We start from the raw sequence: 23,848 nt of genomic DNA on the forward strand, positions 1-23,848 counted from the left end.
AGAGGATCCAGCTATGAGTAGCGGACGTATCGTTCAAATCATCGGCGCCGTTATCGACGTGGAATTTCCACGCGACAGCGTACCGAGCATCTACGACGCCTTGAAGGTTCAAGGCGCCGAAACCACTCTGGAAGTTCAGCAGCAGCTGGGCGACGGCGTGGTGCGTACCATTGCGATGGGCTCCACCGAAGGCTTGAAGCGCGGTCTGGACGTCAACAACACTGGCGCAGCCATCTCCGTACCGGTCGGTAAAGCGACCCTGGGCCGGATCATGGACGTACTGGGCAACCCAATCGACGAAGCCGGTCCTATCGGTGAAGAAGAGCGTTGGGGCATCCACCGTCCAGCACCTTCCTTTGCAGAACAGGCAGGCGGCAACGACCTGCTGGAAACCGGGATCAAGGTAATTGACCTGGTTTGCCCGTTCGCCAAGGGCGGTAAAGTCGGTCTGTTCGGTGGTGCCGGTGTAGGCAAGACCGTAAACATGATGGAACTGATCCGTAACATCGCCATCGAGCACAGCGGTTATTCCGTGTTCGCAGGTGTGGGTGAGCGTACTCGTGAGGGTAACGACTTCTACCACGAGATGAAGGACTCCAACGTTCTGGACAAAGTGGCACTGGTCTACGGCCAGATGAACGAGCCGCCGGGAAACCGTCTGCGCGTAGCCCTGACCGGCCTGACCATGGCCGAGAAGTTCCGTGACGAAGGTAACGACGTTCTGCTGTTCGTCGACAACATCTACCGTTACACCCTGGCCGGTACCGAAGTATCCGCACTGCTGGGCCGTATGCCTTCCGCAGTAGGCTACCAGCCGACCCTGGCTGAAGAGATGGGCGTTCTGCAAGAACGTATCACTTCGACCAAGCAAGGCTCGATCACCTCGATCCAAGCGGTATACGTACCTGCGGACGACTTGACCGACCCGTCGCCAGCGACCACCTTCGCCCACTTGGACGCCACCGTCGTTCTGTCCCGTGACATCGCTTCCCTGGGTATCTACCCAGCGGTAGACCCACTGGACTCGACTTCCCGTCAGCTGGACCCGAACGTGATCGGCAACGAACACTACGAGACCGCTCGCGGCGTTCAGTACGTACTGCAGCGTTACAAAGAGCTGAAGGACATCATTGCGATCCTGGGTATGGACGAGCTGTCGGAAACCGACAAGCAGTTGGTATCCCGCGCTCGTAAGATCCAGCGCTTCTTGTCGCAGCCGTTCTTCGTGGCTGAAGTCTTCACTGGTTCTCCAGGCAAATACGTTTCCCTGAAAGACACCATCGCTGGCTTCAAAGGCATCCTCAACGGTGACTACGACCACCTGCCAGAACAAGCGTTCTACATGGTCGGCGGCATCGACGAAGCGATCGAGAAAGCCAAGAAACTGTAATCCCGGCGCCCGGCAACGGGCGCTAATTTAGGTTGAGGCAAGCAGATGGCTATGACAGTCCATTGCGATATCGTCAGCGCGGAAGGGGAAATCTTCTCCGGTCTGGTGGAGATGGTGGTTGCGCACGGTGAACTGGGTGATCTTGGTATCGCTCTGGGTCACGCACCGCTGATCACCAACCTGAAGCCAGGTCCGATCCGCTTGATCAAGCAGGGCGGGGAAGCCGAGGTGTTCTACATCTCCGGTGGTTTCCTCGAGGTTCAGCCGAACATGGTCAAGGTTCTTGCCGACACCGTGCAACGTGCTGCCGACCTGGACGAAGCCTCCGCTCAGGAAGCCGTCAAGGCTGCTGAGAAGGCCCTGAATGAAAAAGGCGCAGATTTCGACTACGGTTCTGCTGCTGCACGTCTGGCCGAGGCCGCAGCTCAGCTGCGTACCGTCCAGCAGATCCGCAAGAAGTTCGGCGGCTAAGCCGCAGGCTTTCTGTGTGATTGATTAAAAAGGGTAGCCTCGGCTACCCTTTTTATTTTCCGCCATTCACCCCCTCTGGTCGCAGTCGCCGACCACCCAGGATTGGTAGCCAGTCATGTCTCTCGAAATCGTTATCCTCGCCGCAGGCCAGGGCACCCGCATGCGTTCGGCGCTGCCCAAGGTTCTTCACCCGGTCGCCGGCAACTCCATGCTCGGGCATGTTATCCACAGCGCCCGGCAACTCGATCCACAGCGTATTCATGTGGTGATCGGCCACGGTGCGGATGCGGTGCGTGAGCGTTTGGCGGCCGATGACCTGAATTTCGTGTTGCAGGACAAGCAACTGGGCACCGGCCATGCGGTGGCCCAGGCCGTGCCTTTTATCACTGCTGACACGGTGCTGATCCTCTACGGCGACGTGCCGCTGATCGAAGTCGAGACCCTGCAGCGCCTGCTCAAGCAGGTGGGGCCGGAGCAACTGGGCCTGCTTACCGTCGAGCTGGACGACCCCACCGGCTACGGGCGCATCGTTCGTGATGCCGACGGCAAAGTCGTCGCCATTGTCGAGCAGAAGGATGCTGACGAAGCCACCCGCGCCATCACCGAAGGCAACACCGGCATTCTCGCAGTGCCCGGCAAGCGCCTGGGCGACTGGACCGGCCGGCTGTCCAACAACAACGCCCAGGGCGAGTACTACCTCACCGACGTGATCGCCATGGCGGTCAGCGACGGCCTGATCGTCGCCACCGAGCAGCCCCACGACGCCATGGAAGTGCAGGGCGCCAACGACCGCAAGCAACTGGCCGAGCTGGAGCGGCACTACCAGCTGCGGGCCGGCCGCCGGTTGATGGCCCAGGGCGTGACCTTGCGCGACCCGGCACGTTTTGATGTGCGTGGCGAAGTCATCGTTGGCCGTGATGTGCTGATCGACATCAACGTGATTCTCGAAGGCCGGGTAGTGATCGAGGACGACGTGATCATCGGCCCCAACTGCGTGATCAAGGACAGCACCCTGCGCAAGGGCGCGGTGATCAAGGCTAACAGCCACCTCGATGGCGCGGTGATGGGCGAGGGCAGCGATGCCGGTCCGTTCGCCCGGCTGCGTCCCGGTACCGTGCTGGAAGCCAGGGCTCATGTGGGTAACTTCGTCGAACTGAAGAATGCCCACCTGGGCCAGGGTGCCAAGGCCGGCCACCTGACCTACCTGGGCGACGCGGTGATCGGTGCGCGCACCAACATTGGCGCCGGCACCATCACCTGCAACTACGATGGGGTGAACAAGCACAAGACGATCATGGGCGAAGACGTGTTCATCGGCTCCAACAACTCGTTGGTAGCACCTGTGGATATCTCCTCCGGCGCCACCACGGCTGCCGGTTCCACCATCACCCAGGATGTGGCCCCGGCTCAACTGGCGGTCGGCCGCGCCCGGCAGAAGAACATCGATGGCTGGAAACGGCCGGAGAAGATCAAGAAGGACTGAGGTTATCCACAACCGCGGAACCCTGTTCGCCGGCAAGCTGGCTCTTACACCCATCTGTAGGAGCCGGCTTGCCGGCGATTTTTTTCACCTGCGCGCTTGACGAAGTTTCGATCTTGGGTTTTTATTGCTTCCGTTATCTTTCGAATCGAAACTTAAAGCCATCATGTCAAAACGCAATACACCTCAACGTCGCCACAATATCCTTGCCTTGCTCAATGAACAGGGCGAAGTGAGTGTCGACGAGTTGGCCAAGCGTTTCGAAACCTCTGAAGTTACGATTCGAAAGGACCTGGCCGCCCTGGAGAGCAATGGCTTGCTGCTGCGCCGCTACGGTGGAGCGATCACCATGCCCCAGGAACTGGTCAGCGATATTGGCCAGCCCGTATCCCTCTACAAGCAGGCCATTGCCCGCGCTGCGGTGCAGCGTATCCGTGAGCATGCCCGGATCATCATCGACAGTGGCAGCACCACTGCCGCGATGATCCCCGAGCTGGGCCTGCAGCCTGGCCTGGTGGTCATGACCAACTCGTTGAATGTGGCCAACGCCCTGAGCGAGCTGGAGCACGAGCCGGTGCTGTTGATGACCGGTGGCACCTGGGACCCGCATTCCGAGTCCTTCCAGGGCCAGGTGGCCGAGCAGGTTCTACGCTCATATGACTTCGACCAGCTGTTTATCGGTGCCGATGGCATCGATCTGGCCCGTGGCACTACCACTTTCAACGAACTGCTGGGTTTGAGCCGGGTCATGGCCGAAGTGGCCCGGGAAGTGGTGGTGATGGTCGAATCCGACAAGATCGGCCGCAAGATTCCCAACCTGGAGCTGCCGTGGAGCAGCGTCCATACCCTTATTACCGATGATCGCCTGCCCTTAGAGGTCCGCGACCAGATCCAGGCCCGCGGCATAACTCTGATTTGCGCGGCTGTCAGCTAGGAGAGAAACCATGTGTGGAATTGTTGGCGCCGTTGCTGAACGCAATATCACCGCCATTTTGCTGGAAGGCCTCAAGCGCCTCGAATACCGCGGCTACGACAGCGCCGGTGTGGCGGTCTACACCAACGCCGGCAAGCTGGAGCGCATGCGGCGCCCGGGCAAGGTCAGCGAACTGGAGCAGGCCCTGGCCAGTGAGCCGCTGGTCGGCCGCCTGGGCATCGCCCACACCCGTTGGGCCACCCACGGTGCGCCATGCGAACGTAATGCCCACCCGCATTTCTCCGGCGACCTGGCGATCGTGCACAACGGCATCATCGAGAACCACGAAGCCTTGCGCGCGCAGCTCGGCGCCCTGGGTTACGAGTTCACTTCGGACACCGACACCGAAGTCATCGCCCACTTGCTGAACCACAAACTCAAGGACCTGGGAGACCTCACCAAGGCCCTCAAGGCCACCGTCAAGGAGCTGCATGGTGCCTACGGCCTGGCCGTGATCAGCGCCAGCCAGCCGGACCGCCTGGTCGCTGCCCGCAGTGGCAGCCCGCTGGTGATCGGCCTGGGCCTGGGGGAAAACTTCCTCGCCTCCGACCAGTTGGCCCTGCGCCAGGTCACCGACCGCTTCATGTACCTGGAAGAAGGTGATATCGCCGAAATCCGCCGCGACAGCGTGCAGATCTGGGACATCAACGGCAAGGCCGTGGAACGCGAAGCGGTGCAGTACCGCGATGGTGCCGAAGCAGCAGAGAAGGGCGAGTTCCGCCACTTCATGCTCAAGGAAATCCACGAGCAGCCATCCGTGGTGCAGCGCACCCTGGAAGGCCGCCTGAGCGCCAACCAGGTACTGGTCCAGGCCTTCGGTCCGCAAGCCGCCGAGCTGTTCGCCAAGGTGCGCAATGTGCAGATCGTCGCCTGCGGCACCAGCTACCATGCCGGCATGGTCGCCCGTTACTGGCTGGAAGAACTGGCCGGCATCCCCTGCCAGGTGGAAGTGGCCAGCGAGTTCCGCTACCGCAAGGTGGTGGTGCAGCCCGACACCCTGTTCGTGACCATCTCCCAGTCCGGCGAAACCGCCGACACTTTGGCCGCTCTGCGCAATGCCAAGGAGCTGGGCTTCCTCGCCAGCCTGGCGATCTGCAACGTCGGCATCAGCTCCCTGGTGCGTGAATCGGACCTGACCCTGCTGACCCAGGCCGGTCGCGAGATCGGCGTGGCCTCCACCAAGGCCTTCACCACCCAACTGGTGGGCCTGCTGCTGCTGACCCTGTCCCTGGGCCAGGTACGTGGCACCCTGGCCGCCGGCGTGGAAGCCGAGCTGGTGGAAGAGCTGCGTCGCCTGCCGATCCGCCTGGGCGAAGCCCTGGCCATGGATGGCGTGGTGGAAAAAACGGCCGAGCTGTTTGCCGACAAGCACCACACCCTGTTCCTCGGCCGTGGTGCCCAGTACCCGGTGGCGATGGAAGGCTCGCTCAAGCTCAAGGAGATTTCCTACATCCACGCCGAAGCCTATCCGGCCGGCGAGCTCAAGCACGGCCCCCTGGCGCTTGTGGATAACGACATGCCGGTGGTTACCGTGGCACCGAACAACGAGCTGCTGGAAAAGCTCAAGTCCAACCTGCAGGAAGTGCGCGCCCGTGGCGGCGAGCTGATCGTGTTCGCCGACGAGCAGGCCGGCATGACCAATGGCGAAGGCACCCACGTGATCCAGATGCCGCACATCCACGACATCCTCTCGCCGATCCTCTACACCATCCCGCTGCAGCTGCTGTCCTACTACGTGGCCGTGCTCAAGGGCACCGACGTCGACCAGCCGCGCAACCTCGCCAAGTCGGTGACCGTGGAGTGAGTTATCCACAGTGACCGCCCAGGTGCTCGCTCTTGCAACAAGGCGCTCCAGATGAGCGCCTTGTTGCAGGGGGCTGCTTCACATGGCGCCGACTCAGTTGGGCGCTAGCAGCGAGCGAAAGCGTGAATCGCTGCGGGTTGGGGCCAGGGTGTACAGCTGTTCTTTCTTGTCGATCCAGGTGTAGAGCGCGTATTCCTTGTCGCTGTCACCAACGTGTTTGCCCAGGCCATAAACCGAAAGATGACTGCTCGGGGTATTGCCATACGTGTAGAACATTGAGCAGGTGCGGTTACGTTGTTTGTCGCGCCAGGTGTAGTGATGGACAGCTTGATTGCCAATGTACAGGGGCTCGCCATCCACCGTCAGGTTGCCACGATCAAGGCGATCGAAGAGGAAGTTCATGGCTTCGATCTCGAAACCATCATGGTTGAATTGGTCAAGGTTGCCGACCAGCGTGATTGCAGGATTCAAAGTGGGCATATCAGGCCTCTCTCTACTGTGATGGGTTGCCAAATTGGCAAGCCCATCTCAGCGCCATGCCGCTGCCAGCATCAGTAGGAAACAATTCCGCGACAGCATTCGGGGCGATATTTCCTTGGGCTGGCGAGACAGTCTTTAATCTTCACTATCACTCAAGTGATGGTCCTGGATCATCGAAGTTGACACAGCAAGAGGGGAGCCCAGCCGGGCTCCCCTCTTTGTTATTTCCCTTTGCCTGCCTGCAGCGCTCGTCGCTCAGGCGTGGCGGTGCTGAACAGCGCTCAGCGCGAATGCTGTATCGAAACAATGTCGCCAGTGGACGCGTCGATATCCACCCTGAACATTGCCTGGTCACGCTGACGGCTGAACATGCAGGTAAAGATGCTGGGCGAAACCTGCGGGAACTGCTCGAACCAGCTGTAGATACCTGCTTCGAGCTGGCCATTGATCAGTAACTGGTCGGCAATCCTGATCTGTTGCTGGCGGTCGCCGGAGACCACGTAGAGGGTTGCGGCCACGCCCGTATCGTCATCGTTCCACAGGATGGCCAGGTGTTGCCGATCCGGCACCACGATCGCCAGCAGGCCGCGGCTGTTGACCACGCTCAGGAGCTGTTCCTGCCAGCGCCAGCGAGCCTCGACGACCCGGCAAGGAGACCACCCCAGGGCGATCATCTGGTCCACCGTCATGTTTTCGTCGATGACCTTGCCGTCTTCGCGGATCCGCTCGAAATCACTAATCACAACTTTCACTCCACAGGCAGCACACCAGGCGTGCCGACAATTTTCAGATTCCTGTCACCGACGAACTCCACCTGCTGCACGCCGCCCTTGTAGTTCTCCAGCGGGCCGGTGATACCACTGTGAATCTTTTGCGGTGCGGTGGTTTCGACGGTGATCACATGGGATACGTCTGTCTTGAATCGATCGAGGATCACCAGTTTATCCCGAGCGTAGGCCTGGCTGGGAATCGGCTCGGGGGCGGCGAAACCTCCGAAGGCTGGCTTGCCCTGCATGATGGCTTCGGCCTGGCCCTTGGCGACGACCATCTGGTATTGCCTTCCCGGTGGCACTATTTCGGTCTTGACCTGGGTGCCTTCCAGCCAAGCCGGCAAGTTGCCCTCGGCGACCATCGCCTCGTTGACCTGGGCGGCCGTGCGCACCTCGAGCACCTGCGACTGGTTGGCCAGTCGCGCGGCATTGCGTTCGGCGCTCAACTTGGCCATTTTCGGCCCGGCGCCGAGCAGCGCCAGGCCGGCGATACCTTGCAGCAGGTCGCGGTAGCCCGGGCCGAGCCGGTCGCCGAGCTGGCCCAGCAACTCCATGCCGCCATAGATCGCGGCCCCCACCGCCACGGTGGTCAGCAGGGCCGCGAGGCCGGCCATGGCGGCCAGCACCAGCGCGCCGGCGGCGGCGACCAGGCCCAGCGCCTCCAGGCCGGTATGCAGCCAGCCCTCGATATCCAGCACGAATTCCACCTGCAGCGTCGGACCGCCGATGAAGGTGTTCGGGCTACCGGACTTGATATGCGCGCCGCAGGTCATCTTGCTGCTCAGTCGCGCCGCCGGCTTGCCGTTGATATACACGGTAGCGCTGCCTTCGGCGATGGTGACCGGGAAGGGCCAGGGGGGATGCGCCACGGGAAAGCCGGTACAGGAACTGGACACGTCCTCGCCGGCACGCATGGCATTGCGCAAGTTGACGAATACGTTGGGACTGCCCCTTATGAGTTCACCGGTGGTTGGCTCGGGCAGATCGAAGATGGTCGACAGCCCCTTCACCAGCTGGAACATCGACAGGCCACCGGCGGCGACCGAACCCGCCAGGATCACCACCGCCAGGCCGCCTGTTGCCGCGGTCGCCGCAATGATGGCCGCGCCAATGAGAGCGCCTGCGACCGCGCCGGCGAGCATGGCAGCAACTCCGAATCCATGGGCGATGTCGTCGCCCAACCGCGCTGCGGCCTGTACATCCATGCTGAGACTCCGCCTGCGATGCGATACGCATCTTCCCTGGGGCCAGTGGGTGGCCCGAGCGGCGGATTATCAAAGAGTAACCGGGGGCGCGGCAAGAGCTGGAAGGCAGTCTGTCGTCACAGGGGACCACTCGCGCTTCACGCCGCCGGCGGGAAGGAACCAAACGTCTGGGGTGCCCCCTTGTCCTTGCTCGCCTGTCCGCGTTGGATCTTCGAAAAACAATTGAAATCAGAGCGTTATTTTTGTGCGACAGTTTTGGTTCTGCGAATCCACTGCGAGTGCCAGTGGACGCCCCGGCGAATCCCGACTTATGCACAGGCCGGAATTTTTTAGCGCGCTAATGGAAAACCAATGACACTTCGCCTGATTCATGGATGGATGATCGTTCTGATGGTGGCTGTCCTGGGCCTGGGAGTCCTGACCCCAGTGCTCTCCAACAGCCTCTTGCTGCTGATGGACCGAACCAATTTCATTCCTGCCGAATCGTCCATCTGGACCTTTGAACCGACTCTGATCAACCAGGGTTCCTCTTCCTATTGGCTATACGGTGAAGATCAGCAGTACTACTTCTATTTTTCCTACGCCCAAGACCAACCTTACCGGTTGATTGCCAAAACCAACCGTTGCCCCGGATTCGACAAGCACGAGGTGCAGACCTGGTGCGCTCCCTGACGTCGTGGCCGTGGATTATGCTGCGCGTGCGGGGCGCCTGTCGGGCGGGCGCTGCCAGGTGAGATAAGACATGGACAGGTTTCAGGAAATGCAGGTGTTCGTCTGTGTCGCCCAGGAGCAGGGGTTCGCCGCGGCTGCGCGGCGCCTTAACCTGTCGGCGGCCAGCGTCACCCGGGCCGTGGCAGCCCTCGAACAGCGCATCGGCACCCAGTTGCTGGTACGCACCACCCGCAAGGTGCACCTGAGCGAAGCCGGGCAACGTTATCTGGAGGACTGCCGACGCATTCTCGCCGAGGTGCAGGATGCCGAGGCCTCGGCCGCCGGCATCCACGCCCAGCCACGGGGGCAACTGAGCCTGACTGCGCCGGTGCTGTTCGGCGATCTGTTCGTCACCCCGCTGCTGGTGCGCTACCTGCAGCGTTATCCACAGGTCAGCATCAACGCCTTGCTGGTGGACCGAGTGGCGAACATGGTGGATGAAGGCATCGATGTGGCGGTGCGCATCGGCGAATTGCCGGACAGCGGCCAGCACAGCATCCGAGTAGGCCAGGTGCGCCGGGTGGTCTGTGCAGCCCCCGGATTCCTGGCGGCCCATGGTTGCCCCCAGCACCCCGATGACCTGCGCCAGGCTCCGCTGATTGCGCCATCCTCCACCGGCCAGGCGCGCCACTGGCAATTCAACGACGCCGGGCGCGCTCTGAGCCTGCGCCCGGAACCGCGGCTGCTGGTGAGCGCCAACCAGGCCGCCATCAGTGCCGCCTGCCTGGGGCTGGGCCTGACCCGGGTGCTGTCCTATCAGGTGGCCGATCAGGTCGCTGCCGGCCAGTTGCAGATCGTGCTGGCGGATTTCGAGCTGCCGCCCTTGCCGATCCACGTGGTGTACCAGGGCGGTCGCAAGGCGCCGGCGCGGGTGCGCAGCTTTGTCGATTTCGCCGTGCAGGCCCTGCGCGAGCATCCATCGCTCAATACTTGATCAGCTTTATTGCACTGGCTGAAATGCCGGATTGCGATTTCTGGTGATTCTGTTGTTTTGCGTCATGGACCAAGATGGCCCTGCCAGCGCGGCCCTTCGACCGCGTCCCAGCCTGCGGAGTCGAGCATGTCCCTGCTTCCCATCAAGTTCTACAACTTTCCCCGGTCCGGCCACGCTCACCGCGTCGAGCTGATGCTGTCGCTGCTGGACCTGCCTACCGAAACCATCTTTGTCGACCTGGCCCAGGGTGCCCACAAGCAGCCCGAGTTCCTGGCCCTCAACGCCTTTGGCCAAGTACCGGTGATCGATGACCAGGGCACGGTGCTGGCGGACTCCAACGCGATCCTGGTGTACCTGGCGCAACGCTATGGCCGCGGCCGCTGGTTGCCCACCGACCCGGTGGGCGCGGCGCAGGTACAGCGCTGGTTGTCGGTGGCGGCGGGGCCGATCGCCTTCGGTCCGGCGGCGGCGCGACTGATCACGGTGTTCGGCGCCACCTTCAATGCCGAAGAGGTCATTGCCCGCGCCCACGGCCTGCTCAAGGTCATGGACCAGGAACTGGCGAACCGGCCGTTCCTGGTGGGTGAACAGGCGACCATCGCTGACGTCGCCGGCTACAGCTATATCGCCCACGCGCCGGAGGGCAACGTGTCCCTGGCCGATTATCCCAACGTGCGGGCCTGGCTGGCGCGGATCGAGGCCTTGCCGGGCTTCGTGCCCATGCCGTCCACGGCGGCGGGGCTCAAAAGCGCCTGAGGCGCACCTGCGGAGGCAGCACCATGAGCAGCAGTTCCCCCTGGCATGCCGGCGAGCGGCAGTTGCAGGCCCGGGCCGGAGTGGCCGAGCGCATGGAGGCCTTTGGCACCAAGGTGATCCGCCAGGCGATGCCGGATCAGCACCGGCAGTTCTACGGGCAGTTGCCGTTCATCCTGGTGGGCGCGGTGGATGCCCAGGGCAACCCCTGGACGAGCATTCTCGAAGGCCCGCCCGGTTTCGCCCAGGCCCCCGAGGCGACCCGGCTGCGCCTGGGCAGCCTGCCGGCCGCCGACGACCCCGTGCAGTTGCAGGAAGGTGCGGCCCTGGGCTTGCTGGGCATTGAACTGCACACCCGGCGGCGCAACCGCCTCAATGGCCGGGTCAGTGCTGTGGACCGCCACGGCTTCAGCGTGACGGTGCAACAGGCGTTCGGCAATTGCCCGCAATACATCCAGCAGCGCGAGCTGCAGCAGGTGCCCTTGAGCGACCCCGCCAGCCGGCCGGCACAGTATCGCGACGGCCTGGATCCTGAGGCTCGGGCCCTGATCGGTGGCGCCGACACTTTCTTTGTCGCCAGCTACGTCGACCTGGACGGCCAGCGCTCGGTGGATGTGTCCCATCGTGGCGGCCAGGCCGGGTTCGTCCGGGTCGAGGGCAATTGCCTGACCATCCCGGATTTTGCCGGCAACCTGCACTTCAACACCCTGGGCAACCTGCTGCTCAACCCCCGGGCCGGCTTGTTGTTCATCGACTTTCCCAGCGGTGAGCTGCTGCAGCTCAGCGGCCGCACCGAAATCATCCACGACGGGCCGCTGGTCAAGGCCTTCCAGGGCGCCGAGCGGTTGTGGCGCTTTACCGTGGAGCGGCTGGTACGGCGCCCGGCGGCGCTGTCCCTGCGTTGGCAGTTGCAGGGTTTTTCCCCCAATAGCCTGCTGACCGGCAGTTGGCCGCAAGCCGAGGCTCGGCTGCGCGCCACGGCCCTGGGCCAGCAGTGGCGGCCATTGCGGGTGACTCGGATCGAGGACGAAAGCAGCAGCATTCGCTCCTTCTACCTGGAACCGGCGGATGCAGCAGGCGCCCCGAGCTTTGTGCCCGGCCAGCACCTGCCCGTGCAAGTCGTGCTCGACGGCCAGCCGCTGATTCGCACCTACAGCCTGTCCAGCGCGCCTTCCGATGATTTTCTGCGTATCAGCGTCAAGCGCGAGGGCCAGGTTTCCCGCCACCTGCATCAGGCACTCAAGGTCGGCGACTTGCTGCAGGCCCGCGCCCCGCAGGGGCGTTTCACTGCCGATGCGCTGTCGTCACAGCCACTGGTGCTGCTGGCGGCCGGGGTCGGCATCACACCGTTGCTGTCGATGCTGCGGGAGGTGCTGTACCAGGGCCTGCGCACCCGGCATACCCGGCCCACCTGGTTGATCCAGGGTTCGCGCACGCTTGCCGAGCAACCCTTTGCCAAGGAGCTGCAAACCCTGCTGGCGCAGGCTGGGGATTCAGTGCGGCTGCTGCGCCTGCTCAGCCAGCCGGAAGCCGGGGCCCGGCCGGGGGCTGGCTTCGATCATTGCGGGCGCATCGATGTGCAACTGCTGCTGGCGCAACCGGACCTGGATCTTGACCGCGCAGACTTCGTGCTCTGCGGCCCCGGGGCCTTTACCCAGGGCCTGTACGACAGCCTGCGGGACCTGGATATCGACGACCGGCAGATCCATGCCGAAACCTTCGGCCCTTCGACCCTGCGCCGCCGGCCGGACCCCGAGGCCGTGCCCTTTGCCCAACCGCCTGCCGCCACCCGGGCCGTGGCGGTGCGGTTCCAGCAGGCCGGCCGGGAGCTGTCCTGGGAGCCGGCCAGCGGCAGCCTGCTGCAACTGGCGGAGAGTGCCGGCCTGCATCCGCCATTCAGTTGCCGTGGCGGCTCCTGCGGCACTTGCCAGACTCGGTTGATCAGCGGCCAGGTGAATTATCCACAGGTGCCTGCACAGTTACCGGAACCGGGGCAGGTGCTGATCTGCTGCGCGGTGCCGGCGGCTGTGGATAACCTGGTGCCAGCGTTGGTGCTGGACCTGTAGAAGCGGGAAAAAACTCCTTGCGGCGATTGCTGCCAACCGCGCTGCTGCGTAGGCTGGCGGCTGCTTTGTCGCGGTAGCTGCGGGTTGTAAGTGAGGGGGGAAAGCCCTGCGGTTCTTTTCGCTGCCTCGCGGGCCCGGCAGCGGCTACAGGCGATGTCGATCAGGTGTATGGCGCCCGGTATTCCGGGGCTTTTGCGTTAAAGGGAATCAACGATTCATGCTCCCCCGGGTTTTGCTCCGTCTTTGCGCCGTGCTGGTCTGCGGGCTGCTGCTCAATGCCTGTCGTCATGAAGAGGGGCCGCCGCTGGATCAGCAACTCTATATCTGGCAACGCCAGTGGACCCCGGCCCACGCCGACGCCCTGGCAGGCTCGCGGGCGGACTTTTCCACCGTCCGGGTGCTGGCCCTGCAGGCTTTTCCACAGGCCGGCTGGAGCCGGGCGCGGATCGACGCCGCCTTGCTCAAGCAAGACGGTCGCCCACTGATTGCGGTGGTGCGCCTGGATGGCCAACTGCCGTCCCTGAACCAGGACGACATCCTCCAGCAGGTGCAGCAACTGCTGGCCGACTGGCAAGGGCAGGGCCTGACCCTGGCCGGCCTGGAGATCGACCACGATGCCGGCAGCGCCCGGCTGCCGGCCTATGCCGGGCTTCTGCGGCGGCTGCGCGAGGTGCTGCCGCAGCAGCTGGCCCTGAGCATCACCGCGCTGCCCGCCTGGCTCGACAGCCGCGAGTTGCCCGGGCTGCTGGCTCAGGTCGACAGCAGCGTGCTCCAGGTGCATGCGGTCAGCGACCCCCGGCGCGGGCTGTTCGACCCGCACCAGGCTGAACAATGGGCCAGGCGCTGGGCTGGGGTCAGCGACAAGCCGTTCTACCTGGCCCTGCCTGCCTACGGCGTGGCCTTGCTGCCCGGCACCGCCCAGGCTCCAGTGGTGGAAAGCGAGGCGCCCATTGCGCGCCGGGGCCAGCGCCGGGAGCTGATGGCCGACCCCGAGCAACTGAGCCAACTGGCCAAGACCCTGCGCAATGATCCGCCGGCCCATCTGGCCGGGCTGATCTGGTTTCGCCTGCCGCTCAAGGGCGATGTCCGCGCCTGGAGCCTGGATACCCTGCGCGCGGTGGCCCGTGGAGACGTGCTGGACAGCCGCTTGGGCATCAGCCTGCAGGAGCAGGACGGTCTCTTCGATATCCGCTTGGACAACCCGGGCAATCTCGACCGCCCTTTGCCTGAACAACTGACCCTGGCCGTTGCCCAATGCGACGGATTCGACGGGCTGGGCGGTTATTCCGCCGAGCTGCGTGACGGCCAGCTGCTATTGACCCGCCAGCAGGCCGGCCGTCTGGCGGCGGGCGGCACCCGGGCCGTGGGCTGGGCCCGCTGTACAAAAATTGACCAAGGAGCTGCACATGTTCGTCCCTAGATCCCGCTACCTGCTGTGCCTGAGCCTGTGCCTGCCCTTGGCCCCGGCCCTGGCCTGCGGTCCGACCTTCCCCATGCGCCTGCTGGAGGATCGCCCGCAAACCCTGGCGCAGTTGCCGGAAGGCAGCTTCCAGTTCGAAGTGTCCCGCCTGGGCAAGCCCATCGCCGGGCTCAAGCCAGTGGTCAAGGATGCCTTCAGCCGCGATTACAACCTGCCTGACAGCTACGAGGTACAGGCGCGCAACTGGGCGGAACAGCAAGGGCTGGACGACGCCCAGAAAGCCCTGGTCGGGCAGTTGCGCACGCTCAATGACGGGAGCGTGGCGGAGCAGCAAGGGGCCAGCCTGCCGCCGCAGATCAACCTCTACACCGCGGGCGCGGTGGCCTTCGGCGCCGGGGATCATGAGCTGGCGGCGGAGTATTTCCGCAAGGTGCTGGCGCTGCCCGCCGAGCAGCGGGCGCTGCGCAGTACCTGGGCCGCCTACTCCCTGGGCCGGGCCCTGCAAGCCATCAGTGAAGAGGCCAACGAGCTGGACGACCAGGGGCGCAGCGACACCTTGCTGGCGGCGCGCCAGGCCTTCGTCCAGACCCGCCAACTGAGCATCGACGGCTTCAGCGACCCCCTGGAGCTGGGCATCGCCAGCCTGGGGGAAGAGGCGCGCATTCTGAAGAACCAGAACCACTGGAGCGAGGCCATCGATCTGTATGCCAGCCAGAACCTGCTGGGGTCGGAGGTCGGCTACAGCTCGCTGAAGCAGGTGGTGGGCGAGTTGGGCGGCCTGTCGGACGCGCAATTGCTGGAGCAGCTCAAGCAGCCCTCGGTGGCGCGTTTGCTCACGGCTTCACTGGTTTCGCACCAGGGCTGGTCCTTCGGTGAAAAGCCGGAGGCCGAGCAAAAACTGATCAAGCTGCTGAGTCAGGGCACCGCCGGCACGTTCGACAACGCCGATCGCCTGGCGGCGCTGAATTACCAGAACGGCGATTTCGCCACCACCCGGTTGCTGCTCGAGCATGCCGGCGACGGTGGCCTGGCCTGGTGGCTGCGGGCCAAGCTGGCCGTGCGCGACGGCGACAAGGCTTCGGCCGCAGCCGCTTACGCCAAGGCCGCCGCGGCTTTCCCCCGGGACGAGAGCTGGGGCTTTCGCGGCGACTACGACGGCAACTATGAAGACCTCAAGCCGGGCTGCCGGGTAGAAGGCGAAAGCGCCTTGCTGGCCCTGGACCGTGGCGACTATGTGCAGGCGTTCGAGCTGCTCTACCGCAGTGGCGACATTTACTGGCACGACGCGGCAACCGTGGCTGAGCGGGTGCTGACCCTGGATGAACTCAAGCATTTCGTCGACGCCCAGGTTCCGGCGCCGCCGCTCGTCCCCCAGCAGCCCGATGCCTACTACGAGAGCCTGCCGATTGCCGCCCAGGTGCGCGAACTGCTGGGCCGGCGGCTGTTGCGCGAGGGCCGCTACGAAGAGGGCTGGGGCTACTTCTACACCCCCGAGCGCCAGGCGATCGCCAAGGCCTACGGCGAGTACCGGCGCAGCGCCGAGTCGGCCTGGCTGCCAACCCGGCGAGCCGAGGCCTATTACCAGGCGGGCAAGCTGGCACGGGCGTCGGGGATGGAGATCCTCGGCTACGAGATGGGTCCGGACTACCACAGCCTGTGGGGCAGCTACAGCCTGGAAATCCCGCCGGTACAGGCTGGCCCGCTGATCAGCGCCGACGAAGTGCAGCGCCAGCAGGCCACCACTGCCGAACCCGATGTGCGCTACCACTATCGCTACGTGGCCGGCGAGCTGGGCAACCAGGCGGCGGACTTCCTGCCCCACACCAGCCAGGCCTATGCCGCGGTGCTGTGCAAGGCGGCGCGCTGGACCCGGGGCAGCGATGCCGAGATCGAGTACTACCGGCGCTATGTGCAGAACGGTCCCTTTGTGGAGTGGGCCGGCAACTTCGGCATGAACTGTGAGGAACCGGACTTCGGCAGCGCCAACAAGCGCTACCTGACCCAGTGGCTGGACGCATCCCGTTCCGCGGTGGCCGAGCACAGGCTGGCTGCCGGCGCCGGTGCCGGCGTGCTGCTGTTGGGGACGGCCTACCTGTTCCGACGCCGCCGCGCGGTGTCCTCGCACAAGGCGACATAAAAGCGTGCCCAGGATCCTGTAGCCGCTGCCGCAGGCTGCGTACGAGCTGGGCGGCACTCCGACGCAGCGGTCGCGGCGATCTCTGGGGCGAACATTTTGACGGGGATCGCCAGGCAAGGTCCTGCGGACCTTCGCGCAGCTTCGCCGAGGCTCGGCAGCGGCTACAGGTGCCGTCAGGCCTGCTGGACGAACGTCAGGCGCAGGGCGAAGCCGATCAGCAGGCTGCCGAACAGCCATTGCTGCACTCGTTGCGCCGACGGGCTGCGCTGCATCCAGCGGCCCAGCCCGGCACCGGCCAGGGCGTAGCAGCAGTCGAACAGGCCGCCCACGGCCACCAGCAGCACCCCCAGGGTCATGAATTGCGGGACCACCGCACCGGCCTGGGGATCGACGAACTGCGGCAGCAGTACCGAACAGAACAGCAATGCTTTGGGGTTCAGCAGGTTGGTCAACAGGCCGCGCTGGATCGCCTCGCGCCAGCGCAGGGGCGTGGCTGCGGCGGTGCCGGGCTCAAGGTTGGGCAACAGGTTCGCCCGCAGGCACTGGATACCAATCCACAGCAGGTAGGCGGCGCCCGCCAGGCGTACCAGGTCGAAGGTCCAGGGCGCGGCCTTGAACAGCGCCGCCAGGCCCAGCGCGGCCAGGGCCACATGGCAGCCGCGGGACAGGGCCAGGCCCAGCGCGGTGGCCAGAGCCTGGGCCTTGCCCTGGCGGGCGCCGGTTTGCAGCAGCAGGATCATGTCGGGGCCGGGCAGCAGGTAGACCACCGCCAGAGCCAGGAAATACATCCACAGTTGCGCCACCTTGCACCCCCTTCGTTGTCGAGTCGGTGCGCCCAGTTTAGGGCCACAGGGCAGGGCAGGTGCTTGCGTAATCAACCAACGGGAAAGCTGAAATTGGCATAATGTTCCACTAATGAACGGAATCACCATCTGGATATGCCAAACATGAAACTTGATGCCTATGACCGCAAGATCCTCGCCGCGCTGCAGCGCGATGGTCGCCTGAGCAACGTGCAACTGGCCGAAGAGATCGGCCTGTCGCCGTCACCCTGCCTGCGCCGGGTGCGCATGCTGGAAGAGGCCGGGGTGATCCGTGGCTACCAGGCCACCCTGGACCGCGACGAGGTGGGCCTGGGGCTGACCGTGTTCGTCGGGGTCAAGGTGGAGCGACACAACGATGCCGAGGCCGAAGCCTTCCGCCAGGCGGTATTGCAGTTGCCGGAGGTGATCTCGGCGTTCCTGGTATCGGGTGAATCGGATTTCCTGCTGCAAGTGGTGGTCCCGGACCTGCGTGGCTATGACCGCTTCCTGACCGGCCACTTGCTGAAGATCCCTGGGGTCAGCGACATCCGCAGCAACTTCGCGATTCACACGGTGAAAACCCCGGGGCCCCTGCCATTGGGGCATCTACCGGGCTGAAGGGTTCAGGTCCACCAGTAGCGCACCAGGTGGAAGAAGATCGGCGCGGCGAAACACACCGAATCCAGGCGATCGAGCATGCCGCCGTGGCCCTCGATCATGTGCCCCCAGTCCTTGACCCCGCGATCGCGCTTGATCGCCGACATGACGATGCCGCCGGCAAAGCCCAGCAGGTTGATCAGCAGGGCGATGAGGAATGACTGCCAGACATTGAACGGGGTGATCCAGAACAGCGCCCCGCCGATCATCGAAGCCAGCAGGATGCCGCCGACAAAGCCTTCCACGGTCTTGGACGGCGACAGGTTGGGGGCGATTTTGCGCTTGCCGAAGAGTTTTCCACAGACGTACTGCAGCACGTCCGAGAGCTGCACCACGATCACCAGGTAAGCGATCAGCAGCAGGTTGCGGCCTTCATAGCCGGCGATGTCCAGGGTCAGCAGGGCGGGCACGAAGGACACGCAGAACACCGCGATCATCAGCCCCCACTGGACCTTGGAGGCACGCTCCAGGAAGTGCGTGCTGTCGCCACCGAGCGACGCGAGGATCGGTAGCAGCAGGAACACGTAGACCGGAATGAAGATCGAGAACAGCCCGTACCAGTCGGAGTAGATCAGCAGGTATTGCAGGGGCAGGGCCAGGTAGAAGGCCGCCACCAGGGCCGGATAGTCGCTGCGCCGGGTCGGGGTCAGGGTGAGGAATTCCCGCAGGGCGTAGAACGACACCGCATAGAACAGCAGGATCACCGCCGCGGTGCCGAGCCAGAAGGCGATACCGATCACCAGCACCATCACCCACCAGGCATTGATCCGCGCATTGAGGTTGTCGATCACCGGGTTGGGCGCGCCACGGGTGCGCCACTGGAGGATGAAACCGATCAGCGAGGCCAGCACCAGAATGGCGCCGATGCCGCCGAATAACATCAGGGTCTGCTTATCCATCTCAGGCGTGCTCCGGGGCCAGGGCCAGCAGCGCGGCGCGGCTGCGTTCGAGGAAGTGTTCCTTGGTTTCGTCTTCTTCCAGGGTCAGGGGGGCGCCGAAACTGGTGGTGCACAGCAGCGGCAGGGGCAGGAAGCGGCCCTTGGGCATGACCCGGTTGAGGTTGGCGATCCACACCGGAATCACCTCAACCTGTGGATAACGTTTGGCCAGGTGGTAGATCCCGCTCTTGAACGGCAGCAGGCCGTCTTCGGGGTTGCGCGTGCCTTCCGGAAAGATGATCAGCGAGTCGCCGTTCTCCAGGGCATCGATCATGGGTTGCAGGGGGTTGTTATCCACAGCCTCCTTGCGCTCGCGGTCGATCAGCACGCCGTTGAACACCCGATTGATGATGTAGCGGCGCAGGTTGCTTTTCTGCCAGTAGTCGGCGCCGGCCACGGGCCGCGTCAGTTTGCGCAGGGCCGGCGGCAGGGAGGCCCAGAGCAGTACGAAGTCGCCGTGGCTGCTGTGGTTGGCGAAGTAGATCCGCTGCACCGCGCGCGGTGCCGAGCCCAGCCACAGGCTGCGGGCGCCGGTGATGCTGCGGGCGGCGGAGGTGATGAGATTGGCGACCAGGGGTTCGAACATGGGCATTCCTTATCCGGCAAAGGTCAGCCAGGGGCTGACCAGGATCACGCTCAGTATCACCAGCACTTGTGCTGCCAGCAGTAATGCCTGGCGGCGCAGCAGGCCCAGGGCCCCGCGGCTGCGTTGGTCCCAGGGCCGGCCGCCGCGCTGCGCGGGTTGCAGGCCGAGGGCGCTCAGGGCCTGGTCCAGGGCCTGGGTACTGTGTTCCAGGGTAGTTGGGGCGTCGGCCACGCGTTGAAACAGGTCGGCGTCGAAGGCTACCCGCAGCGCCAGGTACTTTTCCACAAGCCCCAGCAGCACTAGGGCCAGGCTGACCAGCAGCCCGCCCAGGGTGACGCTGGTCAGCAGGTACTGGCCCAGGCCATACAGCGCGCCGAGCAGGGTCAGGCCTGTGGATAACTGATCCAGGGCGCGGCCCCGGCGCAGCAGGCTGGCCACGCTGTAGAGCTGCATTTCAGTGGACATGGGCCGTTCTCCCGGCGCTGCTCAGGGCTTGCAGCGCCTGGCGGTGGGCGGGGTGCAGGACGATCTGCGGGCGGGCCCGCTGGATCTGCACGATGGCGGCATCCACCGTGGCTGCGCGGCCGCTGTGCAGCAGCCAGGCGGCAATCGCCGTGGCGCTGCGCGAATAACCCAGGGCGCAGCACACCAGCAGCGGCCCTTGCTGGCGCAGGCGTTCGATGGCGTGGGCGGCGGCCAGGCACTGCTCGGCACTGGGGGCGCACAGGTCCAGCACCGGCAGGCTCTGGTAGGCCCGCAGCCCGCGGCTGTCCAGGGACAGCTCGGCGCACAGGTCGAGCACGGCGTCGAACGGGCTGTCCTTGAGCTCGGCCGGTGTCGGCAGGCGCCCGAGCCAGACGTTATCCACAACCGGGTCCGGCTGTGGATGTTTTCTTGTCCACAGCCGCGAGTTGATCCAGGCCGCCGCCAGGTAAGGCGCCAGCAACCAGCGCGCAGCGGGGCTGAGGCTGCCGTCCTGGCGCTTCTGGAAACCCTCGGCACCCAGCAGGGCGTAGTTCAAGGCCACCAGCAACAGCGCCACGGCGGGCCAGATCAGCCACAGCGCGGCGCCGCCCCAGGCAAAGGCTGCCCCGGCGAACAGCGTCGCACCCAGGCCATAGCGCAGGGCCAGCTGGCGGCGCTTCGGGTCCTGGGCCGCACGGGCACTGAACAGCGGGCTGGGACGGTCCAGCGGCCATAGCCAGACACACAGCCAGCCGGCCAGGGCGCCTGTGGGTACATCGATGAAGTGGTGTTGATAAGTGCTCAGCACCGAGACCCCGATCAGCGCGAACCAGCCATGCACCAGCCAGCGCCAGAAGCCCTGGGTATGCCGTGCGTAGCAGACCCAGAGCACCACCAGCAGGGCGATGTGCAGCGACGGCGCCTGGTTGAAGGGCTTGTCGAAGCCGGCCAGCACCGCGAACAGCCAGCCGAAAACCCCGTCCAGTTCCGGCCTGGAGAAGGTAAAGCTCAGCGGCCAGAGCAGGAAGCAACTGACCGCGATTACCTGGGCGGTGAGCAGGCGCAGGGCGTGGCGCTTGAGCTCGTCACGGCTGCGCGGCAACAACAGGGAGAAGCCGTAGAGCAGGTCGATGGACCAGTAGGGCACGATGGTCCAGGCCCAGAACGGCATGTGCCGTTCCCAGTCGAAGACCATGCTGCCGACGTCGTCGCGCTGGGCGGTGACCCAGGTGGCGAAGCCGTAGGTGCTGAAGAACAGCGGTGCCAGCAACAGCAGCCAGAGCACCGCGGGTTTCAGCAGCCCCGGCTCCCGGGCCGGCAAGGCGCCTGCGGCCATCATTGCACCCGTTGCGCCAGGGATACGCTGAAGATCCCCCATTCATCCACACGCATGGTGACCTTGCGAAAGCCGGCGGCCTCCACCAGTTGGTCCATCTCCGCCTGGGTGCGGCGGCGCATGACCCAGGCCTGGCCTTCGCGGTGGCTGGTCAGGGCGCGGGCGATCAGTTCCAGCTGCGGGTGCCACGGCTGGCCGGTGTACACCAGGTAGCCGCCGGGCTCCACGGCACTGGCCAGGCCCGCCAGGGAGCCGCCGACCATCTGGTTGTCGGCGAACAGCTCATAGAGCCCGGAGACCACCGCCAGGGTGGGTTTCGGGTCCAGGGCTGCGAGGTCCTCGCGGTCGAAGGCGTTGCCTTTGACGAAGCGGGCGATGTCCCCCAGGCCTTTTTCCTGGATCAGCGCACTGCCGTCGCGCACGTTGATATCGCTGTAGTCGCGCAGCAGGATCGATTCCGGCAGCGGGCTGACCCCTTGCAGGGCTTCGAGGATGTAGCGGCCGTGGCCGGCGGCGATATCGACGATGCGCACTTCGCTGTTTTGCTCACGGAGTTTTTCCATGGCCAGGCGCAGCAGTTCTTCCACATGCAGCTTGCGCTGGCGGATGCCGCGCCAGCCGATGGAGTTCAGGTAGTTCTGGTCGATCATCCGGCCCAGTGCGGAATGCCCGGTGGGGCGGTTGCGGTAGACGTAGTCCAGGGTGCTGCCGGAGTCGAAACCGGTGTCGAAGCCCAGCTTGACCCCCGCCGACAGCTGGCTGCCCAGGCGCATGCTGGCGCGGGTGGCGCGCCAGTACAGGTCGCGCAGGGAATTGTGCGGCAGCGGCGCGGCCAGGGCTTCGGACTCGGCGCAGGTAACGCCCAGGCGGTCGGCGTCCAGCAGGGCAGGGCGGTTCAGCGGGCGCTCGAAATTCTGCAGGATGAAGCGACGGATGCTGGCCATGGCCGGCGCCCGGTTCTTTTCCCCCAGGGTGTCGTGGAAGAAGCCCGGGAGGATGTGCTTTTCCTTGTGCAGGCTGCCCAGGCGCTCGAAGAACTGCTCCTGGGGCTTGCGATGCACCACGAAGTCGGAGCCGGAGATCAGCAACTGGGTCGGCACCTGGATCGCCTGGGCGTCGGCTACCACCCGGTCTGCCGCTTCATACAGGCCCAGCAGTACATTCACCGAGATCGCCTTGGTGACCAGCGGGTCGCTGTCATAGCTGCGGACCCGCTCCGGGTCGTGGCTCAGGAAGCGCGCCTTGACGTAGCTGTTGACGAAGAAGTTGCCACGAAAGCGCCGCATCAGGGCCAGGCCGGGCCGGGCGAAGGGCACGTACAGCTTGACCTTGAACGCCGGCGAGGCCAGCACCAGGGAGCGGATGCGCGGCGCGTAGTCGTGGACCCAGGTGGACGCGATCACCGCGCCCACGCTCTGGGCCACCACGGCGATGTTTTCCTCGGCGATCCCATGAGCGCTGCCCAGGTGATCACAGAAGGTCTGCACGTCGCGCACGCTGGTAGCGAAGCTCGGGCTGTCGCCACGGGCGCCCGGCGACTGGCCATGGCCACGGGCATCCCAGGCGAAGAAATCGAACTGGGGCAGGTTCAGCTCTTCCACCAGGTGGGCAATGCGCCCGGAGTGTTCGTGACCGCGGTGGAACAGCATCACCGCTTGCCGCGGTTCGCCAGGGGCCACTTCAGTGGCTGGCCAGTGGCGGTAGAACAGTTCGACACCGTCATGGGTTCGGAACGTCTGGTGTTGAGCGTCGCGCATAGCCATTTCCTTATGCAGAGGGAGCATTGTGCTGAACTTCTTTGAGGCCCTGGCGGACCCGATTGATCAGGGTGTAGACCAGCAGTGCGGCCACCAGTGCCAGCACGCCGTTTATCCACAGGGCGCTGAGCCAGCCCAGGGCGATGCCGGTGGCCAGCACGCCGAGGATGAAGGCGCGGTCGCTCTTGCCCATGGGCCCGTCGTAGCGCCGCGAGGCCCCGACCATGGGCCCGAGCACCCCGGCGTATTCACTGAACAGTGCCAGCAGGGTCACGGCCAGCACCAGCAGCAGGCTGGCCCCGGGCAACAGGGCGAAAGGCAGGATCAGGGCGCTGTCGGCGACCACGTCGCAGAGTTCGTTGAGGTAGGCCCCCAGGCGCGATTGCTGGCCGAATTCCCGCGCCAGCATGCCGTCGATGGCATTGAGCGCCATGCGCAGGATCATCCACAGGGGAATCAGGGCGAACAGCCAGGCATGGCCGGGGAACAGGGCGATGACGGTGCCGACCAGGACCGAGATGACGGCGGCCAGGACAGTGATCTGGTTGGCCGTGGTGCCGTTGTCGTACAGGCGCTGCACCAACGGCCGCAGCAGGTTCTGAAAGCGCGGTTTGAGCTGGTAAATCGAGAGCATGATGGGACGGTTCCTTGTCGCACGCGGTGAGCAGGGCTGGATTATTGCCTTAAATGCCAGGGGGCTGACATCAGAAGT

The 23,848-nt window shown here is 64.7% G+C and carries 22 protein-coding genes; 12 read left to right on the forward strand and 10 right to left on the reverse strand.

Going from position 1 to position 23,848, the window contains the following annotated elements; all coding sequences use genetic code 11:
- Positions 1 to 13: 13 nt before the first annotated feature.
- The 5 genes from atpD to glmS all read left to right on the forward strand — a co-directional run bounded on the left by atpD (position 14) and on the right by glmS (position 6,118).
- Positions 14 to 1,390 (forward strand): F0F1 ATP synthase subunit beta, encoded by a 1,377-nt coding sequence (gene atpD / locus BM382_RS16910; RefSeq protein WP_011064381.1) that lies wholly within the window; start codon positions 14 to 16, stop codon positions 1,388 to 1,390.
- Positions 1,391 to 1,435: 45 nt separating this feature from the next.
- Complete coding sequence (locus BM382_RS16915; protein WP_011064380.1) at positions 1,436 to 1,861, forward strand: F0F1 ATP synthase subunit epsilon; 426 nt, start codon at positions 1,436 to 1,438, stop codon at positions 1,859 to 1,861.
- A 115-nt stretch (positions 1,862 to 1,976) separates the two neighbouring features.
- A complete protein-coding gene (gene glmU / locus BM382_RS16920; protein ID WP_019093019.1) occupies positions 1,977 to 3,344 on the forward strand; it encodes a bifunctional UDP-N-acetylglucosamine diphosphorylase/glucosamine-1-phosphate N-acetyltransferase GlmU in 1,368 nt (455 codons plus the stop codon).
- A gap of 160 nt (positions 3,345 to 3,504) precedes the next feature.
- Complete coding sequence (locus BM382_RS16925) at positions 3,505 to 4,275, forward strand: DeoR/GlpR family DNA-binding transcription regulator (RefSeq protein WP_169892547.1); 771 nt, start codon at positions 3,505 to 3,507, stop codon at positions 4,273 to 4,275.
- Between the two features lie 10 nt (positions 4,276 to 4,285).
- Positions 4,286 to 6,118, forward strand: coding sequence for a glutamine--fructose-6-phosphate transaminase (isomerizing) (gene glmS, locus BM382_RS16930; RefSeq protein WP_019095991.1), 1,833 nt, complete (start codon positions 4,286 to 4,288; stop codon positions 6,116 to 6,118).
- A gap of 93 nt (positions 6,119 to 6,211) precedes the next feature.
- On the opposite strand, the gene BM382_RS16935 is transcribed toward glmS, so the two are convergent.
- From BM382_RS16935 to BM382_RS32190, 3 genes are all read right to left on the reverse strand, one after another.
- Positions 6,212 to 6,598: a hypothetical protein gene (locus BM382_RS16935; protein WP_015637570.1), complete on the reverse strand. Its 387-nt coding sequence runs from the start codon at positions 6,596 to 6,598 to the stop codon at positions 6,212 to 6,214.
- A gap of 281 nt (positions 6,599 to 6,879) precedes the next feature.
- The gene (locus BM382_RS16940; RefSeq protein WP_011064375.1) at positions 6,880 to 7,341 is read right to left on the reverse strand and encodes a hypothetical protein; all 462 of its coding nucleotides are present in this window, start codon (positions 7,339 to 7,341) and stop codon (positions 6,880 to 6,882) included.
- A 5-nt stretch (positions 7,342 to 7,346) separates the two neighbouring features.
- Entirely contained in the window at positions 7,347 to 8,573 is a 1,227-nt protein-coding gene (locus tag BM382_RS32190) for a PAAR domain-containing protein (RefSeq protein ID WP_015637569.1), read from the reverse strand.
- Between the two features lie 351 nt (positions 8,574 to 8,924).
- Between BM382_RS32190 and BM382_RS16950 the strand changes: the two genes are divergently transcribed.
- From BM382_RS16950 to BM382_RS16975, 6 genes are all read left to right on the forward strand, one after another.
- Complete coding sequence (locus tag BM382_RS16950; protein ID WP_011064373.1) at positions 8,925 to 9,245, forward strand: hypothetical protein; 321 nt, start codon at positions 8,925 to 8,927, stop codon at positions 9,243 to 9,245.
- Between the two features lie 70 nt (positions 9,246 to 9,315).
- Positions 9,316 to 10,218: a LysR family transcriptional regulator gene (locus tag BM382_RS16955; protein ID WP_011064372.1), complete on the forward strand. Its 903-nt coding sequence runs from the start codon at positions 9,316 to 9,318 to the stop codon at positions 10,216 to 10,218.
- Positions 10,219 to 10,344: 126 nt separating this feature from the next.
- Positions 10,345 to 10,974 carry a glutathione S-transferase family protein gene (locus BM382_RS16960; protein ID WP_011064371.1) on the forward strand — a complete coding sequence of 210 codons (630 nt, stop codon included), beginning with the start codon at positions 10,345 to 10,347 and terminating at the stop codon, positions 10,972 to 10,974.
- Between the two features lie 23 nt (positions 10,975 to 10,997).
- Positions 10,998 to 13,037 (forward strand): 2Fe-2S iron-sulfur cluster-binding protein, encoded by a 2,040-nt coding sequence (locus tag BM382_RS16965; protein WP_072443373.1) that lies wholly within the window; start codon positions 10,998 to 11,000, stop codon positions 13,035 to 13,037.
- Between the two features lie 217 nt (positions 13,038 to 13,254).
- The gene (locus tag BM382_RS16970; RefSeq protein WP_019095998.1) at positions 13,255 to 14,457 is read left to right on the forward strand and encodes a DUF3142 domain-containing protein; all 1,203 of its coding nucleotides are present in this window, start codon (positions 13,255 to 13,257) and stop codon (positions 14,455 to 14,457) included.
- Complete coding sequence (locus BM382_RS16975; RefSeq protein WP_072443374.1) at positions 14,444 to 16,594, forward strand: hypothetical protein; 2,151 nt, start codon at positions 14,444 to 14,446, stop codon at positions 16,592 to 16,594. Before BM382_RS16970 ends, BM382_RS16975 begins: the two co-directional genes overlap by 14 nt.
- A 173-nt stretch (positions 16,595 to 16,767) precedes the next feature.
- On the opposite strand, the gene BM382_RS16980 is transcribed toward BM382_RS16975, so the two are convergent.
- The gene (locus BM382_RS16980; protein WP_011064367.1) at positions 16,768 to 17,397 is read right to left on the reverse strand and encodes a LysE family translocator; all 630 of its coding nucleotides are present in this window, start codon (positions 17,395 to 17,397) and stop codon (positions 16,768 to 16,770) included.
- Between the two features lie 144 nt (positions 17,398 to 17,541).
- Between BM382_RS16980 and BM382_RS16985 the strand changes: the two genes are divergently transcribed.
- Entirely contained in the window at positions 17,542 to 18,015 is a 474-nt protein-coding gene (locus tag BM382_RS16985) for an Lrp/AsnC family transcriptional regulator (RefSeq protein ID WP_011064366.1), read from the forward strand.
- 5 nt (positions 18,016 to 18,020) lie between these two features.
- Here BM382_RS16985 and BM382_RS16990 read toward each other — a convergent pair whose 3' ends face one another.
- The 6 genes from BM382_RS16990 to BM382_RS17015 are packed head-to-tail and all read right to left on the reverse strand — an operon-like array spanning position 18,021 to position 23,770.
- The gene (locus tag BM382_RS16990; RefSeq protein WP_011064365.1) at positions 18,021 to 18,953 is read right to left on the reverse strand and encodes a phosphatidate cytidylyltransferase; all 933 of its coding nucleotides are present in this window, start codon (positions 18,951 to 18,953) and stop codon (positions 18,021 to 18,023) included.
- Between the two features lies 1 nt (position 18,954).
- Positions 18,955 to 19,578: a lysophospholipid acyltransferase family protein gene (locus BM382_RS16995; RefSeq protein WP_011064364.1), complete on the reverse strand. Its 624-nt coding sequence runs from the start codon at positions 19,576 to 19,578 to the stop codon at positions 18,955 to 18,957.
- A 9-nt stretch (positions 19,579 to 19,587) separates the two neighbouring features.
- Entirely contained in the window at positions 19,588 to 20,043 is a 456-nt protein-coding gene (locus BM382_RS17000) for a hypothetical protein (protein WP_015637562.1), read from the reverse strand.
- Entirely contained in the window at positions 20,033 to 21,379 is a 1,347-nt protein-coding gene (locus BM382_RS17005; protein WP_011064362.1) for a phosphatase PAP2/dual specificity phosphatase family protein, read from the reverse strand. Before BM382_RS17005 ends, BM382_RS17000 begins: the two co-directional genes overlap by 11 nt.
- Positions 21,379 to 23,136: a bifunctional alpha/beta hydrolase/class I SAM-dependent methyltransferase gene (locus tag BM382_RS17010; RefSeq protein ID WP_072443375.1), complete on the reverse strand. Its 1,758-nt coding sequence runs from the start codon at positions 23,134 to 23,136 to the stop codon at positions 21,379 to 21,381. The genes BM382_RS17005 and BM382_RS17010 overlap by 1 nt, the downstream gene beginning before the upstream one ends.
- 10 nt (positions 23,137 to 23,146) lie before the next feature.
- Entirely contained in the window at positions 23,147 to 23,770 is a 624-nt protein-coding gene (locus tag BM382_RS17015) for a CDP-alcohol phosphatidyltransferase family protein (RefSeq protein WP_011064360.1), read from the reverse strand.
- Between the last annotated feature and the right edge of the window lie 78 nt (positions 23,771 to 23,848).

Source organism: Pseudomonas sp. NFPP25, assembly GCF_900116505.1.
GTDB lineage: Bacteria > Pseudomonadota > Gammaproteobacteria > Pseudomonadales > Pseudomonadaceae > Aquipseudomonas > Aquipseudomonas protegens.

Bases quoted from the DNA above. Each gene is read 5' to 3' on its own strand.
- BM382_RS16955 (WP_011064372.1), top strand. From the start codon at position 9,316: ATGGACAGGTTTCAGGAAATGCAGGTGTTCGTCTGTGTCGCCCAGGAG.
- BM382_RS17000 (WP_015637562.1), bottom strand. From the start codon at position 20,043: ATGTCCACTGAAATGCAGCTCTACAGCGTGGCCAGCCTGCTGCGCCGG.
- BM382_RS17005 (WP_011064362.1), bottom strand. From the start codon at position 21,379: ATGGCCGCAGGCGCCTTGCCGGCCCGGGAGCCGGGGCTGCTGAAACCC.
- atpD (WP_011064381.1), top strand. From the start codon at position 14: ATGAGTAGCGGACGTATCGTTCAAATCATCGGCGCCGTTATCGACGTG.
- BM382_RS16915 (WP_011064380.1), top strand. From the start codon at position 1,436: ATGGCTATGACAGTCCATTGCGATATCGTCAGCGCGGAAGGGGAAATC.
- BM382_RS16965 (WP_072443373.1), top strand. From the start codon at position 10,998: ATGAGCAGCAGTTCCCCCTGGCATGCCGGCGAGCGGCAGTTGCAGGCC.
- glmS (WP_019095991.1), top strand. From the start codon at position 4,286: ATGTGTGGAATTGTTGGCGCCGTTGCTGAACGCAATATCACCGCCATT.
- glmU (WP_019093019.1), top strand. From the start codon at position 1,977: ATGTCTCTCGAAATCGTTATCCTCGCCGCAGGCCAGGGCACCCGCATG.
- BM382_RS16960 (WP_011064371.1), top strand. From the start codon at position 10,345: ATGTCCCTGCTTCCCATCAAGTTCTACAACTTTCCCCGGTCCGGCCAC.
- BM382_RS16950 (WP_011064373.1), top strand. From the start codon at position 8,925: ATGACACTTCGCCTGATTCATGGATGGATGATCGTTCTGATGGTGGCT.
- BM382_RS17010 (WP_072443375.1), bottom strand. From the start codon at position 23,136: ATGCGCGACGCTCAACACCAGACGTTCCGAACCCATGACGGTGTCGAA.
- BM382_RS16990 (WP_011064365.1), bottom strand. From the start codon at position 18,953: ATGGATAAGCAGACCCTGATGTTATTCGGCGGCATCGGCGCCATTCTG.
- BM382_RS17015 (WP_011064360.1), bottom strand. From the start codon at position 23,770: ATGCTCTCGATTTACCAGCTCAAACCGCGCTTTCAGAACCTGCTGCGG.
- BM382_RS32190 (WP_015637569.1), bottom strand. From the start codon at position 8,573: ATGGATGTACAGGCCGCAGCGCGGTTGGGCGACGACATCGCCCATGGA.
- BM382_RS16985 (WP_011064366.1), top strand. From the start codon at position 17,542: ATGAAACTTGATGCCTATGACCGCAAGATCCTCGCCGCGCTGCAGCGC.
- BM382_RS16995 (WP_011064364.1), bottom strand. From the start codon at position 19,578: ATGTTCGAACCCCTGGTCGCCAATCTCATCACCTCCGCCGCCCGCAGC.
- BM382_RS16970 (WP_019095998.1), top strand. From the start codon at position 13,255: ATGCTCCCCCGGGTTTTGCTCCGTCTTTGCGCCGTGCTGGTCTGCGGG.
- BM382_RS16935 (WP_015637570.1), bottom strand. From the start codon at position 6,598: ATGCCCACTTTGAATCCTGCAATCACGCTGGTCGGCAACCTTGACCAA.
- BM382_RS16975 (WP_072443374.1), top strand. From the start codon at position 14,444: ATGTTCGTCCCTAGATCCCGCTACCTGCTGTGCCTGAGCCTGTGCCTG.